Annotated in this window: 21 protein-coding genes; 11 read left to right on the top strand and 10 right to left on the bottom strand. The window is 48.5% G+C overall.

What is annotated here, in order from left to right:
* The first annotated feature begins 9 nt into the window (after window positions 1-9).
* Complete coding sequence (locus tag XMG59_RS05315) at window positions 10-858, top strand: WYL domain-containing protein (protein WP_173498330.1); 849 nt, start codon at window positions 10-12, stop codon at window positions 856-858.
* On the opposite strand, the gene XMG59_RS05310 is transcribed toward XMG59_RS05315, so the two are convergent.
* Complete coding sequence (locus XMG59_RS05310) at window positions 855-1,697, bottom strand: fumarylacetoacetate hydrolase family protein (RefSeq protein WP_173498329.1); 843 nt, start codon at window positions 1,695-1,697, stop codon at window positions 855-857. The genes XMG59_RS05315 and XMG59_RS05310 overlap by 4 nt on opposite strands.
* 150 nt (window positions 1,698-1,847) lie before the next feature.
* The gene (locus XMG59_RS05305; RefSeq protein WP_173498328.1) at window positions 1,848-2,234 is read right to left on the bottom strand and encodes a hypothetical protein; all 387 of its coding nucleotides are present in this window, start codon (window positions 2,232-2,234) and stop codon (window positions 1,848-1,850) included.
* 143 nt (window positions 2,235-2,377) lie between these two features.
* Here XMG59_RS05305 and XMG59_RS05300 point away from each other — a divergent pair, with 143 nt between their 5' ends.
* Entirely contained in the window at window positions 2,378-3,082 is a 705-nt protein-coding gene (locus tag XMG59_RS05300) for a response regulator transcription factor (protein ID WP_173498327.1), read from the top strand.
* Window positions 3,082-4,338 (top strand): HAMP domain-containing sensor histidine kinase, encoded by a 1,257-nt coding sequence (locus XMG59_RS05295; RefSeq protein ID WP_173498326.1) that lies wholly within the window; start codon window positions 3,082-3,084, stop codon window positions 4,336-4,338. The genes XMG59_RS05300 and XMG59_RS05295 overlap by 1 nt, the downstream gene beginning before the upstream one ends.
* Window positions 4,339-4,370: 32 nt before the next feature.
* Here XMG59_RS05295 and glnK (XMG59_RS05290) read toward each other — a convergent pair whose 3' ends face one another.
* The 3 genes from glnK (XMG59_RS05290) to glnK (XMG59_RS05280) all read right to left on the bottom strand — a co-directional run bounded on the left by glnK (XMG59_RS05290) (window position 4,371) and on the right by glnK (XMG59_RS05280) (window position 6,535).
* Window positions 4,371-4,709 (bottom strand): P-II family nitrogen regulator, encoded by a 339-nt coding sequence (gene glnK, locus XMG59_RS05290; protein ID WP_173481903.1) that lies wholly within the window; start codon window positions 4,707-4,709, stop codon window positions 4,371-4,373.
* Between the two features lie 201 nt (window positions 4,710-4,910).
* Window positions 4,911-6,161 carry an ammonium transporter gene (locus tag XMG59_RS05285; RefSeq protein WP_173481904.1) on the bottom strand — a complete coding sequence of 417 codons (1,251 nt, stop codon included), beginning with the start codon at window positions 6,159-6,161 and terminating at the stop codon, window positions 4,911-4,913.
* A 35-nt stretch (window positions 6,162-6,196) separates the two neighbouring features.
* Window positions 6,197-6,535: a P-II family nitrogen regulator gene (gene glnK / locus XMG59_RS05280; RefSeq protein WP_173481905.1), complete on the bottom strand. Its 339-nt coding sequence runs from the start codon at window positions 6,533-6,535 to the stop codon at window positions 6,197-6,199.
* 293 nt (window positions 6,536-6,828) lie between these two features.
* Between glnK (XMG59_RS05280) and XMG59_RS05275 the strand changes: the two genes are divergently transcribed.
* From XMG59_RS05275 to rep, 3 genes are all read left to right on the top strand, one after another.
* On the top strand, window positions 6,829-7,077 hold the full coding sequence (locus XMG59_RS05275; protein WP_173481906.1) for an accessory factor UbiK family protein: 249 nt from the start codon (window positions 6,829-6,831) through the stop codon (window positions 7,075-7,077).
* A 39-nt stretch (window positions 7,078-7,116) separates the two neighbouring features.
* A complete protein-coding gene (locus XMG59_RS05270; RefSeq protein WP_173498325.1) occupies window positions 7,117-8,610 on the top strand; it encodes a YifB family Mg chelatase-like AAA ATPase in 1,494 nt (497 codons plus the stop codon).
* A 75-nt stretch (window positions 8,611-8,685) separates the two neighbouring features.
* Window positions 8,686-10,701, top strand: a complete 2,016-nt coding sequence (rep, locus tag XMG59_RS05265) for a DNA helicase Rep (RefSeq protein ID WP_173481908.1) — start codon at window positions 8,686-8,688, stop codon at window positions 10,699-10,701.
* 51 nt (window positions 10,702-10,752) lie between these two features.
* On the opposite strand, the gene XMG59_RS05260 is transcribed toward rep, so the two are convergent.
* From XMG59_RS05260 to XMG59_RS05240, 5 genes are all read right to left on the bottom strand, one after another.
* A complete protein-coding gene (locus tag XMG59_RS05260) occupies window positions 10,753-11,172 on the bottom strand; it encodes a cytochrome c5 family protein (RefSeq protein WP_173481909.1) in 420 nt (139 codons plus the stop codon).
* 315 nt (window positions 11,173-11,487) lie between these two features.
* Complete coding sequence (locus tag XMG59_RS05255; RefSeq protein ID WP_173498324.1) at window positions 11,488-12,156, bottom strand: rhodanese-like domain-containing protein; 669 nt, start codon at window positions 12,154-12,156, stop codon at window positions 11,488-11,490.
* Between the two features lie 82 nt (window positions 12,157-12,238).
* Window positions 12,239-12,907 carry a rhodanese-like domain-containing protein gene (locus tag XMG59_RS05250; protein WP_217363694.1) on the bottom strand — a complete coding sequence of 223 codons (669 nt, stop codon included), beginning with the start codon at window positions 12,905-12,907 and terminating at the stop codon, window positions 12,239-12,241.
* A 50-nt stretch (window positions 12,908-12,957) separates the two neighbouring features.
* Complete coding sequence (locus tag XMG59_RS05245; protein WP_173481911.1) at window positions 12,958-13,119, bottom strand: hypothetical protein; 162 nt, start codon at window positions 13,117-13,119, stop codon at window positions 12,958-12,960.
* 149 nt (window positions 13,120-13,268) lie between these two features.
* Entirely contained in the window at window positions 13,269-13,613 is a 345-nt protein-coding gene (locus XMG59_RS05240; protein ID WP_173481912.1) for a hypothetical protein, read from the bottom strand.
* 89 nt (window positions 13,614-13,702) lie between these two features.
* On the opposite strand from XMG59_RS05240, the gene rluF reads away from it, so the two are divergent.
* The 5 genes from rluF to XMG59_RS05215 all read left to right on the top strand — a co-directional run bounded on the left by rluF (window position 13,703) and on the right by XMG59_RS05215 (window position 16,733).
* Window positions 13,703-14,689, top strand: a complete 987-nt coding sequence (gene rluF, locus XMG59_RS05235; protein WP_173482615.1) for a 23S rRNA pseudouridine(2604) synthase RluF — start codon at window positions 13,703-13,705, stop codon at window positions 14,687-14,689.
* Window positions 14,690-14,874: 185 nt separating this feature from the next.
* Window positions 14,875-15,447, top strand: a complete 573-nt coding sequence (locus tag XMG59_RS05230) for a cytochrome b/b6 domain-containing protein (RefSeq protein ID WP_173481914.1) — start codon at window positions 14,875-14,877, stop codon at window positions 15,445-15,447.
* Window positions 15,437-15,823, top strand: a complete 387-nt coding sequence (locus XMG59_RS05225; RefSeq protein WP_173498323.1) for a DUF1924 domain-containing protein — start codon at window positions 15,437-15,439, stop codon at window positions 15,821-15,823. Before XMG59_RS05230 ends, XMG59_RS05225 begins: the two co-directional genes overlap by 11 nt.
* Before the next feature lie 15 nt (window positions 15,824-15,838).
* Window positions 15,839-16,459 (top strand): diheme cytochrome c, encoded by a 621-nt coding sequence (locus XMG59_RS05220; protein WP_173498322.1) that lies wholly within the window; start codon window positions 15,839-15,841, stop codon window positions 16,457-16,459.
* A gap of 64 nt (window positions 16,460-16,523) precedes the next feature.
* On the top strand, window positions 16,524-16,733 hold the full coding sequence (locus XMG59_RS05215) for a PepSY domain-containing protein (RefSeq protein WP_173498321.1): 210 nt from the start codon (window positions 16,524-16,526) through the stop codon (window positions 16,731-16,733).

Genomic DNA, 16,733 nt, shown 5'->3' with positions numbered 1-16,733 from the left:
GAAAGAGCAATGGCAGTCACGATTAACGAAACATCATGGCCACAACTTCAGCGCTTAAGGTTCATTGAACGTCAGCTGTTGTGGGAGCGTGAGGTCACCGCGCCTATGTTGGTTGGGGCCTTTGGTATTGCTCGTCCAGAGGCGCAAGAGGCAATTAATACCTACTGTGAGTTCGCGCCTGAAAATGTTCGCCCTTATTCGCCTTCTGATCGCAGTTACAAACCCACACAAGGGTTTAAGCCTAAGCTGATACCAGATTCAGCTGACTCCTTGATCACCATCTCCCGCCTATCGACTCCGGCGAACCCTGACTTCTTCTCTGTACCCGTATTGAATCGATCGACTGCGCCCGGGGCGTTAGCCACGATCTTGGCAGGCATTGAGAATCGCAGCCGGATAGACGCGGTCTATGTATCGATGCAGAATCCAGAGGGATCGTATCGATCGATTACACCCTGTGCGATCATCAGTGCCAGTAATCGTTTGCATGTTCGTGCCTATTGTTGGGAGCGTAATGCTTATCGTGACTTTGTGTTAAGTCGTTTCCGCGGTGCTCTGACGCTTAAAGAGAGTGGGGATGAGCTGCCGGTCGATCATGCTTGGGATGAATCACTCTCCGTTCGGTTAGTCGTTAATGACGCACTGACAGCGGCTCAACAGCGACTGGTCACCGATGATTTTGACCTGGAGCAGCTTGAAGCCTTTGAGATTCGTAAAGCTCTGATCGGTTACTTTTTGCAGGCAAATCTACTGCCCACCAGTGAGTCAGAGCTTAATGAGGCCAAAACTCACCCCGAGCGCTTCCCCGTGTTAGCGGTCAGTAACTCAGGTGATTCGGTCATTAGTTACGCGTTTTAAGCATCGATGCAGAGCTGGGCTTGCTCTCCTAGCCCTTCGATGCCAATTCGCACCCTATCGCCAGCCTTAAGATACTTCTGCGGTGATTGCCCCATACCGACACCAGGGGGAGTCCCCGTCATAATGACGTCGCCAGCTTCCAAGGTCATAAATTGACTCAAATAGGCGACGATCGTTTTGACATCAAACACCATGGTGTTGGTATTTCCATCTTGGAAACGCTCACCGTTAATCTCTGTAAACATCCTTAGATTTTGCGGATCAACGATTTCATCTTTGGTCACTAAGTAGGGCCCGATAGGGGCAAAGCTGTCATGGGATTTCCCTTTGTCCCAGCTGCCTAAACGCTCAAGTTGGAAAGCTCGTTCGGATAGGTCGTTTGCAAGACAAAAGCCAGCAATATGATCCATCGATTGATCTTTTGAAATGTATTTTGTTTTTTTGCCAATGACGATGGCCAGCTCGACTTCCCAGTCTGTTTTGTCGGCACCACGTGGAATTTGTATGGGGTCATTTGGGCCTGAAATCGCGCTGGTGGCTTTCATAAAGAGAACGGGTTCTGTGGGAAGATCCATACCCGCTTCTGCGGCATGATCTGAGTAGTTCAAGCCGATACAGACCACTTTGCCAACCTCACCAATACAGGGGCCGATTCTTTCTGATGAATCGACAATTGGAAGTGAATCGAGATCTATCGCTCTTAATCTCTCGAGCGCTTGATCCGATAATAGAACGCCGTTGATATCTTGAACAACAGAAGAGAGGTCTCGAATCTGTTGATCCTTATCCAGAATGGCAGGTCTCTCTTGCCCTATGGCACCGACTCGTAACAATTTCATTAGGGGCTCCTTATAGTTTAGGTCTAATTAACTATGTGGACTTAGTCAGGTCAAGAGAAACAAAAAAGGGAGCCGAAGCTCCCCACACTGCAACAGGTTCTAACCTATTGTCGGTTTCAAAAACTCATTCAGAGCCTGCAGTGGTGTCTCTTAGTGTTTGCCGCCTTTACCACCTTTGCCGTGGCCGTCTTTACCAGAGTGCATGTTTTCGAACTGAGCGATTTGATCTTCTGTCAGCAGCGATTTTATATCTTTGTGCATCTGGTCACGCATGCCATCACGCGCATTGGCTTTCATGTTTTCACGCTGCTCTGGCGTTAGGGTCGCTTGCATCTGTTCACGATCCGCATCACGTTTTGTGAACATAGCTAAAAGCTGTGATTGTTGGTCAACGGTTAGATCCAACCTCTGAGTCAGTTTCTCAACACGATCTTCAGCGCTTTTTGGGCCACCTTTACCGTCTGCGTGGGCGATACCGGCTAGCGCACCAAAAGTCATTGTGACAGCTGTCATTGAAGCGATGATTGTCTTTTTCATGTGAACTCTCCGTTCGTTGTTCGTTTCGATCTGTCTATTATTGTTGAAGGCAATGCTAAGTTGGGTTTCGAGTTCGTAAAGTTGCGTAAAGTTTTGGGAGTTTGAACCTGTCACGCGTAAACTGGGCTTAAATAGGAGTGAACATGAGCACACAAATACTGTTAGTTGATGACGATCTGGATCTGACGGATATGTTGGGTGAATACCTTGAGAATGAAGGCTTCTCAGTAACCCAAGCAGGATCAGCAGAGCAGGCTATCGAGTTGTTTGATGCCGGTCGTCAGTTTGATCTCTGTGTGTTCGATATCATGATGCCTGGCCTATCTGGACTTGAGTTGCTGCAGCAGGTTCGTCCTAAGGTCTCTACTCCCGTCATCATGTTGACCGGTAAAGGGGATGATATTGATCGCATCCTGGGTTTAGAGATGGGAGCCGATGATTACCTGTCTAAACCGGCCAACCCACGTGAGCTGCTGGCGCGTATTCGTGCCGTGTTACGCAGGTCTGTTCCCGTTAAAGAGGAGACTAACAAACAGACGCTTTCGGTTGGGGCCGTGAATCTTACCCCTGCTCGTCGAGTGGCTTGTGTTGATGAGACAGAGTTACAGCTAACCGCTGCTGAGTTTAACGTGCTTGCTTTATTGATGGAGCGTGCCGGGCAGGTTGCGTCAAAAGAGTGGCTGACCGAACAGGTACTGCACCGCAAATTAACGGCTTACGATCGATCGATCGATGTCCACGTCAGCCGTGTTAGACAGAAGCTTGAGCAGGCAAAGCCTGGCTTAGCCGAGATGATTAAAACAGTCCGTGGTGAAGGCTACCAGATGGTCGTTGGGTTGGAGAGTTAATGCGCTGGTATCAACATCTATTCTGGCGCATCTTCGGCGCTGTTTGGCTGGTTAGCACACTCGGTATTCTTATCAGCTTGACCCTGTTCATCTCCGTTACCGATACCCCCGATCGCACCGAGAGTCAAAAGCAGAAAGCCACCATCATCGCAGAGCAGTTAATCTCCGATTATCAGTATGGATTACAACGTAAAGAGCAGCGCCGTCGTTTACCGCTTTGGATCTATGAGAAGCGATCTAATCAACTGATCTACTCATCGGGTCGACGGGCACAACCCAAGGATGCAATGGTGACCGAGATCATCGCTGCAGATGGCACCCCCTATGTCGTCTACTTCCCACCTGAACGGAATGAAGAGCTGTTTGAGCGGATGTGGGGATTTTTACTCTCTTTCCAGGTGTTGTGGGTGATAGCGGTATCTTTTGGCAGCAGCCTTCTGGTCACTTGGTTGGTCGTTAGACCGATTAACGACTTGAAGGGCTTTGTTCGCCGCTTGCATCAACAGGGTAATTTAAGCAGTCGCGCGGAGGGTAAACTCGTCAAACGAGGCGATGAGCTAGGCCAGCTAGCCCGTGAGTTTAACCAGATGGTTGATTTCGTTGAGCAGACGCTTGATAGCCAACGGCACCTTCTGCAGGATGTCTCGCATGAGTTGCGAGCACCTTTAGCCCGTCTTCAGGCGGCCGCAGGTTTGGCGGAGCAGAAGTGGGGTGAGGATGATCGTACCCTGCAACGCATCAATAAAGAGTGCGTTAAATTAGATGGTTTGATCTCTGAAATACTCACACTGGCCCGAGCTCGAGATGCCGAAGCAACCGCGCCGATTTTGGATCTGGCGCTGCTGTGTCGAGATCTGGTGCAGGACGCTCGTGTCAGCGGCCCACAGCATCAATTCGATCTATCACTTGATGTCACTGATGGAGCAACCATTCGCAGTGAGCCACTGAGTCGAGTCGTCAGCAATCTGTTGAATAACGCCATCAATCACACGCCACAGGGTACGTTGATTAAGGTATCTGTCGCTACTGATAACGGCAGGCTAACGATTCGAGTGGTTGATAATGGACCCGGATTACCAGAATCGATTCTAGATTCGATTGGGCAGCCATTTAGACGTGGGGCCAACTCAGGCGGTTACGGTTTGGGTTTGAGTATCGTGACTCGAGCGACTGAACGCGTCGGTGGGGAGGTTCAGTTCCAAAACCTCGCGCCAACGGGGCTTCAAGTAGATATAAAAATGCCGCTAGCGAACTGATCGGTAGCGGCATTTTTGAAATGGATCGAAGCTTAAAGCGCTTCTGAACCCGTCTCGCCAGTACGAATACGTACCACTTGCTCAACTGGCATAACGAAGATTTTACCATCACCGATCTTGCCAGTATTGGCCGTAGAGCTGATCGCTTCAATGACTTGATCTAGCATGTCGTCGTCGATCGCGACTTCAATTTTTACCTTAGGAAGGAAGTCCACTACGTACTCGGCACCACGGTAAAGTTCTGTGTGACCTTTCTGACGACCGAAGCCTTTAACTTCAGTCACTGTAACACCTTGGATACCAATGTCAGACAGCGCTTCGCGCACATCATCCAGTTTGAACGGTTTGATAACTGCCGATACCAGTTTCATAGTTTCTCCTTGTTGAACTGGGCAGGCAAAACTGTCCCAATTCGCTGTAAATTTTCATCCATTATGTACATGGATGGTTTAACCTTCAAGTTTCCTGATCAACCTGTTTGTCCAGAAACAAAAAAAACCCTACCTGGGGGTAGGGCTGAGAAGAGGGGTGTATCGCTACACCCCGGGTTTCAACAGAAACTGAGTTTCATTTTACTTACGTGAAGTGACGAACTCTGGGTACGCTTCCATACCACATTCAGAGATATCGACACCTTCGTACTCTTCCTCTTCAGTCACTCGGATGCCCATCACAGCTTTGATGATGCCCCAAACCACTAGGCTGACAACGAATACCCATACGAAGATTGTTAGGGCGCCGATGATCTGGCCAGAGAAAGTAGAACCGTCGTTTGTTACTGGTACTAGTAGTAGACCAAGAAGACCTACAACACCGTGTACAGAGATCGCACCGACAGGATCGTCAATTTTTAGTTTATCCAGCGTTAGGATAGAGAAGACAACCAGAACACCACCGATCGCACCGAAGATGTGAGCTTGTAGTGCAGAAGGGGTTGAAGGCTCTGCTGTGATCGCTACTAGACCTGCTAGTGCACCGTTAAGTGCCATTGTAAGGTCCGCTTTGCCGAACAGTAGACGCGCTGTGATTAGTGCTGCTACTACACCGCCAGCCGCAGCTGCGTTAGTGTTCATGAAGACAACGGCAACTGCGTTTGAGTTCTCAACGTCAGACGTTGCTAGAACCGAACCACCGTTGAAGCCGAACCAACCCATCCAAAGGATGAATGTGCCCAGTGTTGCCATTGGTAGGTTAGCACCAGGGATCGCATTGATCTCACCGTTCTTACCGTATTTGCCTTTACGTGCGCCAAGCATTAGGACACCTGCTAGTGCTGCTGCAGCACCTGCCATGTGGACGATACCTGAACCCGCGAAGTCAGAGAAACCAAGATCACCTAGAGTGTACATGCCGAATACAGCGTTGCCGCCCCAAGTCCAAGAACCTTCCATTGGGTAGATGAAGCCTGTCATCACAACCGCGAACGCTAGGAACGCCCATAGTTTCATACGTTCAGCCACTGCACCCGATACGATAGACATTGCTGTTGCAACGAATACCACCTGGAAGAAGAAGTCAGCTGATGGCGCGTAGGTCCACTCATCGGCAACACCGTCACCCGTGATGCTAGATAGGAAGTAGTCACCGCCGTACATGATCGCGTAACCGCAAACGAAGTACATGATGCAAGAGATCGCGAATAGCGCGATGTTCTTAGTTAGAATTTCAGTGGTGTTCTTAGAACGAACAAGACCTGCTTCTAGCATTGAGAAGCCTGCCGCCATCCACATAACCAGCGCACCACACACCAAGAAGTAGAAGGTATCGAGTGCGTACTTCAGCTGGGTAACATCACCAGCTGTTGTATTCAAAAGTTCTTCCATTGTTATGCCCTCCAATAAGGCCAAAAATCAAAACGTTATAGAGCTTCGTCGCCGGTCTCACCGGTACGGATGCGAACCACTTGTTCAAGCGCTGAAACAAAAATCTTACCGTCGCCAATTTTGCCGGTTTGCGCAGCATTGGTGATCGCTTCGATAACCTGATCTACGATCTCATCAGAGACAGCAGCGTCTAGGCGAACTTTAGGTAGGAAGTCCACAACATACTCTGCACCACGGTAGAGTTCGGTGTGGCCTTTTTGACGGCCAAAGCCTTTAACTTCAGTCACGGTGATACCTTGTACACCGATCTCTGATAGCGCTTCGCGCACGTCGTCAAGCTTGAATGGCTTAATTACGGCTGACACTAGTTTCATCAGATTTCTCCTTAATGTGAAAAGGGAGGATTAATTTTTTCCTGTGAACTCTATTTGCGAAACTTGTGCCAACTTTTAAAAATAACTTATAAAACATTGACTTATAAATTTTTCATGGGTCTCTTTACCGTTTTATCAACCTTTATAGTGCACGCCAGTATGCACCACAAAAGTGCATGCACTACTTTGGTGCGCCATATTGAGGCTAAAATAGTGATCATAGACGCTTGTCTTAAAAGGGTTCTGGTATAGTGCATCTATTGAGACGCATATCGATGTTAAAGGGGGCTGAGATGCTTGATCCTAAGATGTTTGAAAACCTAAGTCAGACGATGACCCAATTCCTTCAGGGTAACTCATCACTTCCAGGTCAGGAGGCGATGCAGCAGCAAATTAAAACTGTACTTCAATCAAGTTTTGCTAAACTGGATTTAGTCACTCGGGAGGAGTTTGACGCTCAGGCCGCTGTACTTCAGCGAACTCGAGAAAAATTAGAGCAGTTGGAAGCGATGGTTGCTGAGTTGGAGTCAAAAGAGTCCTAAAGCAACGCTAGGCCAACTGCAGGACCCAAGGATGGCGTCATGGCATTGGCAACTCTTTATAGCCGAGCTCAGCTCGGTATCGAGGCACCTCGCGTTCGCGTTGAAGTGCACCTTTCAGGAGGCTTACCCTCCTTTGCAATTGTGGGTATGGCAGAGACCGCGGTGCGTGAAAGCCGCGAGCGTGTGCGCAGTGCACTGTTAAACGCCGGCTTTGAATACCCGCAACGACGAATCACCGTTAACTTATCACCGGCCGATCTCCCCAAAGAGGGCGGACGCTATGACCTAGCCATTGCGCTTGGCATTCTGTTGGCATCCAATCAGCTTAAAACAACTCACCTGCAGCAGGCAGAGCTCTACTCAGAATTGGGCTTGGACGGCAAACTGCACCCTATTAGAGGCCTATTTCCGGCCGCCTATGCCTGTGCTGAAGCGGATTCACTGATTGTTATTGCCCCCGATAATAGCCAAGAAGCCTCTCTCGCGGGTGCTAAGCAACAACTTTCAGCTAAGACGCTGTACGATCTATGTCAGGCGTTGAGTGCTGAAAAGCTAGCTGAAATAGACCCTCAACCCCCAGTTCATTATCCGCCGAGTTACCCCGTAGATCTTTCAGAAGTTCGGGGACAACCGATGGCCCGTCGTGCCTTGGAAGTGGCCGCCAGTGGAATGCATAACCTGCTTTTGAGCGGTCCTCCGGGCAGTGGTAAAAGTATGTTGGCCCAAGCACTGCCATCGATCCTACCGCCACTTTCGCAATCCAGTTGTATCGAAACGGCCAGTATCTATTCGGTCTCGGGTTTGCCGGTCGAGCGATTGTTTCGGGGTGAACGACCCTACAGAGCACCGCACCACAGTGCCTCATCACGGGCGATGGTGGGGGGTGGATCTTCCCCTAGGCCGGGTGAGATCTCACTGGCGCATCAAGGGGTTCTATTTCTGGATGAGCTGCCAGAATTTCCCCGTTCTGTTCTGGAAGTTCTGCGAGAGCCGCTTGAAACCGGTGAGGTCAGTATTTCTAGAGTGGCGGGCACGCTGACCTACCCTGCGCGTTTCTCTTTGATGGCGGCGATGAATCCTTGCCCCTGCGGTTACTACGCTGATGGGACCGAGCGATGTCAGTGTTCTCAGGCTCTAATCGATCGATATCAGGGTCGAGTCTCTGGCCCATTGTTGGATCGATTTGATATGCGTCTGGCTTTGAGTGCGGTGCCCACAGAGGAGCTATTACTGGGCGAATCGCATGAGGAGTGCTCTGACGCAGTTCGTAAGCGAGTTAGTCAGTGTCAGCAGCGACAGTATGATCGGCAGGGCAAGCTCAACTCTGAGCTAACAGGCAGTGAAGTCCAAAAAGAGCTGAATGCTTCAGAGTCATTATCAAAAGAGTTTATGGTGATAGCGACACGCTTACAGCTCTCCGCTAGGGCTTGCCATAGAGCACTTCGCGTGGCTCGCACACTGGCGGATATGAATGCAGATCAGGCGATCGAAAACAGCCACATTATGGAGGCGCTCAGCTATCGACAGCTTTAACTGATGAGCAGATCTTGGGCTTGCTGATGTCAGGGTGTACACTGTGCGCCCTAATATCGAGTCTGCTCATCAAACATGTCACGCCTTAACCCCCGTCAGAAAGAAGCCGTCGAATACATCAGTGGTCCACTGCTGGTATTGGCTGGCGCTGGCTCAGGGAAAACCAGTGTCATCACGCGAAAAATCGCTTATCTCATTGAAGAGTGCGGCATTGAGGCGCGCCACATTGCGGCGGTTACCTTTACCAACAAAGCCTCGCGTGAGATGAAAGAGCGAGTCATGTCGCTGGTGGAGGGTAAAGCGGCACGCGGTTTGATTGTCTCAACCTTCCACAATCTTGGTCTAACCATCTTGCGCCGTGAGCATAAAGCGCTCGGAATGAAGCCAGGCTTTTCGTTGTTTGATGACCAAGACAGTCGCATCTTAATTCGAGATCTTCTAGTCCATCACGATGAGGACACGGATAAGATCAATGTCGTTCAGAGCCAAATCTCCTCTTGGAAGAATGAGATGATCACGCCTCAACAGGCTCTGGAGACTGTCTCAGAGCCGATCGACATTCTCTGCGCCAGAGCCTATGAGGCATATGAGCGCCACCTTCGTGCCTATAACGCGGTCGATTTTGATGATCTTATTTTGGTGCCTGTGCGGCTGTTTGATCAAAAGCCAGAGGTGTTAGAGCGTTGGCAAAACCGCATTCGCTACTTGTTAGTCGATGAGTACCAAGACACCAACTTGTCACAGTACCGTCTAGTTCGACAGCTGGTGGGGCATCGTACAGGTTTAACCGTCGTAGGTGATGATGATCAGTCGATCTACGCATGGCGTGGTGCTCGTCCAGAGAATCTGGCCCAACTGCAGCACGACTTTCCAAGTTTAAAACTAGTAAAGCTAGAGCAGAACTATCGCTCTACAAGCCGCATACTCAAGGCGGCTAACACCTTGATTGCGAACAACCCCCACGTGTTTGATAAGACGCTGTGGAGCGAAATGGGCATGGGTGATCCGCTGCGTCTGATACACCTACCCAGTGAAGATGCGGAGTGTGAGCGCATCGCGACCGAGATTCTGGAACGACACCTGCGAGAGCGCGCACCCTTTAAAGATTTTGCTGTGCTCTATCGTGGCAATCACCAAGCCAGGTTGCTCGAGATTAAAATGCAGAACTTTAAGGTGCCTTATAAGCTCAGCGGCGGCACCTCGTTCTTTGCTCGCGCCGAGATCAAAGATTTGATGGCTTACTTCAAAGTGTTGATCAATCGCGACGACGATAACGCCTTCCTTCGTATCATCAACTTGCCGCGTCGAGAGATCGGACCTACCACACTGCAGCAGCTCGGGGAGTATGCAACCGAGCGACATATCAGCATGTTTGCAGCGGTCGATGAGTTGGGTATCGAGCAGGTTATGAAGCCCAACGCGCTGGCTCGGCTGCGTGCCTTTACTGAGATGATAGAGCGTTTGCACTCACTCTGTTTGGGGTCGGATCCCATTGGGGCGATTCGTGAACTGATCGCCGAAATTGGCTACGAAGAGTGGATTACCGCTAACGCCTCAAGCGATATTATCGCGGAAAAGCGTATTCAGAATGTCTGGTTCCTAGTCGACTCCCTTCGTGCCTCCTTGGAGCGTATCCAAGAAGATGATCCAGATGCGGGCATTGAAGAGGCGATTGCGCGACTTGTGCTGCTCGACTTGCTAGAACGCCAAGAGGAGGAGGATGACTCCGATCGTGTTCAGTTAATGACGCTACACGCCTCGAAAGGATTGGAGTTCCCCCATGTCTATCTAATGGGCATGGAAGAGGATCTGCTACCGCACCGAAATAGCATCGAATCGGACACCATTGAAGAGGAGCGTCGTCTCGCTTATGTGGGTATCACACGAGCGCAGCGTACCTTAGCGATGACGTTAGCGAAGAAGCGTAAACAGTTTGGAGAGTGGCAGAGTTGTGAACCGAGTCGATTCTTAGACGAACTGCCCGACGAGGATATTGAGCGTGAAGGGCATGGCGAAGTCGATCCAGAACGAAACCGAGTCAGAGGCAAACAGACCTTGGCTGGATTAAAAAATCTATTGGATGATTTCTGATAGTACACACAAAAACAGCGCCTATAGGCGCTGTTTTTTATCGAGTATCGCTTATTGAGCGATCATGTACTCAATTGATGCTTTGATCTCATCATCAGTACAGTCAGAACATGTACCGCGGGGAGGCATTGCACCGATGCCATTAATTGCATTGCTAACCAAGGTGTCTAGACCTTTAGCATCTAGGCGTGCAGCCCATTCACCAGAGCCGATCTTAGGAGCGCCTAATACACCTGCACCATGACAAGAGTTACATGAAACCGCGACGATATCCGCTGCAGTTCGGGCACCACCCGCTGGTGCTGCAGAAGCTGAACCACAGCTTTCATCACCTTGTAGACACACTTTGCCTACTGGCATTAGACGTTCTGCGATGACATCTTCAGAAGTAACGGCTTGCGCTGATAGAGCTACAAACGTTAGACCTAGAGTACATAGTGCTGTTGAAGCCTTAGAAATGATTGCTTTCATTGGCTGCTCCTCTCTGTATTGAAGTCGGCTCTACTTGCTACCTTGTGGGTAACCTAGACCGAAGGCTAAAAATTCTGCGCGCATTATAACGATTATTAGTTTTATTCGAAATAACGCTATCTTTGGTTCTTATCGTTTTAAGATGTAAGGGGTTGGTATAACTAGCATATAGGGGCAACTTGTGACTGTTTTAGTGCTTTATCGAGGATCAGAGATGATCGGTGGGATTGGCTTTAGACTAAAAGATGAGAAGATTAAAGGTGAAAGGATAAGAGAGCCGAAGCTCTCTTATCCTTATCCTTAGGGACGCACGACTTAGGGTTTAACGGTTGTGAAACCGAGTGTTTCCCAATCCTGCATACCACCACGGTACCACTTGATCTTGTCAGCTGGGTAACCGAAATCAAGCAGCGCTTTGATGTTGGTTGGCGATTGGCCACACCACATACCGTTACAGTACATCACTAGAGTTTTAGCTTTACCGTACTTCCATAAGCCATCAAACTCTTCACCACCGAAATCTTCCACGATGATCTCGCCGATAGAGATAGGGTCTGCCCCCTTACGTGTCGATAGCTTAGTCCATGGAATGTTTACAGCTCCAGGAATCATACCGCGAGCAGCCCAATCTGGGGTGCGTGAGTCAATGATAAGGATTGAGTCATCACCTGATGAGACCGCTTCCATATAGCCGACCATCTCAACTTCACCAATGGTCTCAACACCGGGTGCCAGTACGATTGGCTGAATACAGAATGGCGGACAAGGGCGTGATGTCATGGCGAAAGAAGGGTTTACGGTGTTTTTAGTATCTTGGTTACGCATGACAGTGACTTTTTGACCGTTATGCATGACCTCAGTCGACATTAGGCTGCCAGTGATACCCACAGGTTTGATTGCTGCAGCCGACTCTGTTTTAGTTGCAGCAGAGTTACAGCCAGCCAGTGTGAGAGCGGCCAGTGATGCGATTAGAATTTTTTTCATTGGATCTTCCTTATTTTTGGGCAAAAAAAAGCGCAGTCATTAACAACTACGCTTTTTTGTTCAACTAGGTATAAAACCCCAATTAAGGCTTAACAGTAGTTAGGCCAAGGTTTTCCCAGTTCTGCATACCGCCACGGTACCACTTGATTTTGTGTGCTGGGTAGCCGAAGTCTAGAAGTGCTTTGATGTTAGTTGGCGACTGGCCACACCACATACCGTTACAGTACATTACTAGAGTTTTAGCGTTACCGAACTTCCAAAGACCGTCGAACTCTTCAGCACCGAATGTGTCAGTGAAGATCTCACCAATAGAGATTGGGTCAGCACCTTTACGAGTTGATAGCGCTGTCCATGGTAGGTTGATCGCACCAGGGATCATGCCACGCGCAGCCCAGTCTGGAGTACGTGAGTCGATGATTAGGATAGAGTCGTCACCTGCAGACGCTTTCTCCATGTAGCCAATCATCTCTACTTCACCAATGGTTTCAACACCAGGTGCTAGTTTCATTGGCTGAATACAGAAAGGAGGACAAGGACGTGAAGTCAATGCGAATGATGGGTTAACAGTGTTCTGGTTGTCAGCGTTACGCTCAACCGTCACTTTGCTGCCATTGTGCATGACTTCGATCGACATTAGGTCGCCAGTGATGCCGACTGGTTTGTCGTCCGAGTGAGAGCCAGCCATTGAAAGACTCGCCATACCTGTAGCAACTACGCCAACTAGGCCCATTACAAGAGATTTACGGATCATGTTTGATTCCTCAGTGATGTTTCTTTTTTAATAATTATTGAGTGTTGAAATTAATCACACTCTGGTTCTGGCTCACCCTCTGGTACACAAAGTGAACCGTCATCGCAGTAGATAGACTTTGCTTCGCCCTCATCAGCTGCATGAGCTGGTGATACAAATGCGAAAGCCATCATCAACGATGTAAGGATTGCGGCTAGAAATTTAAGATTCATGATGTTCTCCATTTTTAGAAGTATCAGAATTAACTTTGCAGTCAATTTCTGACTTCTCCCATAACAATAGATTGATATTTATCAATTTTCAAAGTTTACGGCCTGAAAACGTATATTGATTAGTAATTAACGTAAATTGTTAAGAGATATCAGTTATTTTCGACGTTGGTCGCACAAGGGAAGTTGTTTAGCATCATCTGAGTGATTGCCTCAGTTCCACTGTCGGGAATTTGGCGGTTCTGCCAATAGTCTAAATAGGTTGAATAGATAACGGCATCCGCATCGGGACGCATAGGAATCACAAAACAGCTACTGGAATCTGTGCTGTGCTTCAGTGCATCGGTCACGCCTAACACATACCCCTGAACGACCATCGACTCCTGTGATAAAGCTTCGTAAATATCACTTCCCGATATAAAGGTGTAGTTATCTGTATCGGCTAATACCGGTGCTGTTACAGACAGGGCCAAGAGCAAAGCGGTTATGTTTGTCATTTTTTCACTTATGAATCTGCGGTCTAAGTTGGTGAAGCCTGGTTCGATCGATACAATAGACGATCAATTAATCAGGATTACTCTAAGCCATGTTCAACGGTTCAGCAAAGCGACTCAATAAATTTATCAGTGAGAGTGGTATCTGCTCTCGACGAGAAGCCGATCGCTTTATTGAACAGGGTAATGTCTTTATTAACGGTAAACGGGCTCAGATTGGAGACCAAGTACACCCTGGAGATCAGGTTCGCGTCAATGGTCAGATGATCGACCCACCAGAGCCCGATGACTTCGTCTTTATAGCCCTGAATAAACCTGTAGGGATTGAATCGACTACAGAGAGCTCACGTCCCAACAATATCGTTGATTTCGTTAATCACGGTGTGCGTATCTTCCCAATCGGCCGTCTAGATAAAGACTCTCAGGGTCTGATTTTTATGACCAATAATGGCGATTTGGTTAACAAAGTCCTGCGCGCGGGTAATAACCACGAGAAAGAGTATGTGGTCACGGTTAATAAACCGATCACTCCGGCGTTCATAGAAGGGATGGCGGGCGGAGTCCCCATTCTTGGCACAATGACCAAAAAGTGCCCCGTGAAAAAGTTAGATACTCGTGTGTTCAACATAACGCTTGTTCAAGGGCTTAACCGACAGATTCGCCGTATGTGTGAACATTTTGGCTATGAGGTCGTAAAGCTAGAGCGTACCCGCATTATGAACGTCGACCTGAAGGGCCTAGCGCTTGGCGATTGGCGAGATCTGACACAAAAAGAGTTAACAACACTGTTAAAATCAGTAGAGCACTCCTCGTCAGAGGCGAAGCCCGGAACACGTAAGTCACGCAGCCCGAACAGATCAAAGCCCTCTCAATCCACACACAAGAAAGGGCATGCAAATCGTAATAGCCACGGAGAGGGTAAAAAACCCAATTCCAACGGACCAAAACGAAATGCTGCAGGCAAACCGATCGTGCGTAAACCAACAACCAAGCATCCTGATCGAGGAGCAAAACGCGGTGGCGCGGCTAAAAGCGGAAAGTCTTCCAGTGGGTCTGGCGGTCGTGCCAGAAAGCGATAACCGATTAGACGGATATCTCCAATAAGCTATTCTAAATTCGCACTGCATAAAGAAGCACTATTAGCTGCTTCTCCTCAATTTTTTGTAACTCCAATCTCATAATAAATTTTTAAGCTTGGTTTTATCTTGCTCAAGGCAAGATCTCATTCAAGTTGAGAAATTTGAATAAACCTTTGGAGTATTCAATGAAAAAAGAGATCAGGGTTTGGGATCCATTAGTCCGTGTTTTTCACTGGGCGCTCGTGTTGAGCTTTGCGATCGCTTGGATAAGTGCAGACGAATTTGACACTCTACATTTCTGGGCCGGTTATACCATTGCCGCTTTAGTAGCTTTCCGTATTGTGTGGGGTTTTATTGGCACCCGCCACGCACGCTTCAGCGATTTTGTTTACCGTATAAATACGATTAAAAGCTATCTGATTGATCTGGCTGCTTTGCGTCCTAAACACTATGTGGGGCATAACCCGGCAGGTGGATTAATGGTGATTGTCCTGCTTCTCTCTCTTGGATTACTCACTTTTACAGGCATGGCTTCTGTAGCGCCAGATGGCATAGGACCGCTTGCTGGCACTTGGGTAGAGTCGATTTCAGGGTACTGGATGGAAGACGTTCATGAGGCCGTTGCTAATCTAGTTCTAGCCTTCGTGTTGTTCCATATATCAGGTGTCTTAATCAGCAGTTTAGTCCATGGGGAAAACCTAGTTCGAGCGATGATCAACGGGAAAAAAGAGATCGAGGAGAAGGGCGATGAGAATTAATAAATTTGCTATCGCACTGATAGGTTCACTCTTTGTAGTGGCTGCAAATGCAACGCCAGTGAGTGATCGCATGGTGGCAGCCTTCGAGGCGGCTAGTGGTAAAAGTGCTAATGCAGACGCAGGTAAAGCGTTGTGGAACCGAGACTTTAACGGTAAGAGCTGTACAACCTGTCATGGGTCTGATGTGAAACAGGTAGGCCAGCATGCAAAAACCAAAAAGGCGATTGAGCCTCTAGCGCCAAGCGTAAATCCGGAGCGACTTACGCAGGATCATAAGATTAATAAGTGGTTCCTAAGGAACTGTAAATGGACGCTTGGCCGCGAGTGCACCCCAGCAGAGAAAGGAGACATCCTACTCTGGTTATCTAATCAATAAGAGCGAGATAGAAATATGAAACTTGGCATTAAAACGGTCCGTTGGATTGCGGGTACGACACTGCTTACCAGTGCTCTAGGGGTTGGAATGGTTGGTGTTGTTAATGTCGCCTCCGCTGATGAGGGCTGGAAAATCTTCGGTCATGATGACGACGATGAGTACGGTGAGCGTCGAAATGGCGCTTTAAAACAGACAGATAACTCGCCAGCACGCCAGCTCTATATTGATGAGTGTGCAGCCTGTCATATGGCCTATCCCACAGGATTTCTACCTGAGCGAAGTTGGCAGAAGATGATGGGTAATTTAGACAATCACTTTGGTGAAAATGCCGAGTTGGACCCTACATCACAACAAGCGATTACTCAGTATCTGGTTGATAATGCGGCTGAAAACAGTTCAAATCGAAGGGCACGTAAGTTTTTACGCAGCGTATCAGATAACGCTACACCACTGCGTATTACTGAGTTACGTTACTTTAAAAAGAAGCATGATGAGGTACCGGATCGTATGGTAACCGGTAATCCAGATGTTGGTAGTTTTAGCCAGTGTCAGGCTTGTCATGGGGATAGAGCAGAGCAGGGCTACTTTGATGACGACTCGGTTAATATTCCGAATCACGGCCGCTGGGATCATTAATCTCCTAGCACTTTCGTTGCCTTCTAATGCGGGAGATAACCTCTCACAGCGGGAGGCGAGGGAGTTGTTGGAGTCGGGTCATATCCTCTCACTTTCGGAACTACAGGACAGACACGCACAGACATTTATCGGCAAAATCTTAGATCTTGAGCTAGAACGCAAAGATGGCAAATTGATCTATGAATTTGAAGTTCTTGGTGGTGACGGGGAGGTGCGTGAGTACTATATCGACGCAGCTAGTGGTGAGCTTCTTGAAGAGAAGTTAGAGGATTAA

Source organism: Marinobacterium sp. xm-g-59 (assembly GCF_013283315.1).
Classification (GTDB): Bacteria; Pseudomonadota; Gammaproteobacteria; order Pseudomonadales; family Balneatricaceae; genus Marinobacterium_E.
This window is presented reverse-complemented; position numbering and strand designations above follow the sequence as displayed.

What these genes read in the sequence shown, in the direction of transcription:
- XMG59_RS05225 (WP_173498323.1), top strand. Translation starts at nt 15,437, where the DNA reads ATGAGAATTAATAAATTTGCTATCGCACTGATAGGTTCACTCTTTGTA.
- glnK (WP_173481903.1), bottom strand. Translation starts at nt 4,709, where the DNA reads ATGAAACTGGTATCGGCAGTTATCAAACCGTTCAAACTGGATGATGTG.
- XMG59_RS05240 (WP_173481912.1), bottom strand. Translation starts at nt 13,613, where the DNA reads ATGACAAACATAACCGCTTTGCTCTTGGCCCTGTCTGTAACAGCACCG.
- XMG59_RS05285 (WP_173481904.1), bottom strand. Translation starts at nt 6,161, where the DNA reads ATGGAAGAACTTTTGAATACAACAGCTGGTGATGTTACCCAGCTGAAG.
- XMG59_RS05255 (WP_173498324.1), bottom strand. Translation starts at nt 12,156, where the DNA reads ATGAAAAAAATTCTAATCGCATCACTGGCCGCTCTCACACTGGCTGGC.
- rep (WP_173481908.1), top strand. Translation starts at nt 8,686, where the DNA reads ATGTCACGCCTTAACCCCCGTCAGAAAGAAGCCGTCGAATACATCAGT.
- XMG59_RS05245 (WP_173481911.1), bottom strand. Translation starts at nt 13,119, where the DNA reads ATGAATCTTAAATTTCTAGCCGCAATCCTTACATCGTTGATGATGGCT.
- XMG59_RS05270 (WP_173498325.1), top strand. Translation starts at nt 7,117, where the DNA reads ATGGCATTGGCAACTCTTTATAGCCGAGCTCAGCTCGGTATCGAGGCA.
- glnK (WP_173481905.1), bottom strand. Translation starts at nt 6,535, where the DNA reads ATGAAACTAGTGTCAGCCGTAATTAAGCCATTCAAGCTTGACGACGTG.
- XMG59_RS05295 (WP_173498326.1), top strand. Translation starts at nt 3,082, where the DNA reads ATGCGCTGGTATCAACATCTATTCTGGCGCATCTTCGGCGCTGTTTGG.
- XMG59_RS05300 (WP_173498327.1), top strand. Translation starts at nt 2,378, where the DNA reads ATGAGCACACAAATACTGTTAGTTGATGACGATCTGGATCTGACGGAT.
- XMG59_RS05230 (WP_173481914.1), top strand. Translation starts at nt 14,875, where the DNA reads ATGAAAAAAGAGATCAGGGTTTGGGATCCATTAGTCCGTGTTTTTCAC.
- XMG59_RS05260 (WP_173481909.1), bottom strand. Translation starts at nt 11,172, where the DNA reads ATGAAAGCAATCATTTCTAAGGCTTCAACAGCACTATGTACTCTAGGT.
- rluF (WP_173482615.1), top strand. Translation starts at nt 13,703, where the DNA reads ATGTTCAACGGTTCAGCAAAGCGACTCAATAAATTTATCAGTGAGAGT.
- XMG59_RS05305 (WP_173498328.1), bottom strand. Translation starts at nt 2,234, where the DNA reads ATGAAAAAGACAATCATCGCTTCAATGACAGCTGTCACAATGACTTTT.
- XMG59_RS05315 (WP_173498330.1), top strand. Translation starts at nt 10, where the DNA reads ATGGCAGTCACGATTAACGAAACATCATGGCCACAACTTCAGCGCTTA.
- XMG59_RS05220 (WP_173498322.1), top strand. Translation starts at nt 15,839, where the DNA reads ATGAAACTTGGCATTAAAACGGTCCGTTGGATTGCGGGTACGACACTG.
- XMG59_RS05310 (WP_173498329.1), bottom strand. Translation starts at nt 1,697, where the DNA reads ATGAAATTGTTACGAGTCGGTGCCATAGGGCAAGAGAGACCTGCCATT.
- XMG59_RS05275 (WP_173481906.1), top strand. Translation starts at nt 6,829, where the DNA reads ATGCTTGATCCTAAGATGTTTGAAAACCTAAGTCAGACGATGACCCAA.
- XMG59_RS05250 (WP_217363694.1), bottom strand. Translation starts at nt 12,907, where the DNA reads ATGATCCGTAAATCTCTTGTAATGGGCCTAGTTGGCGTAGTTGCTACA.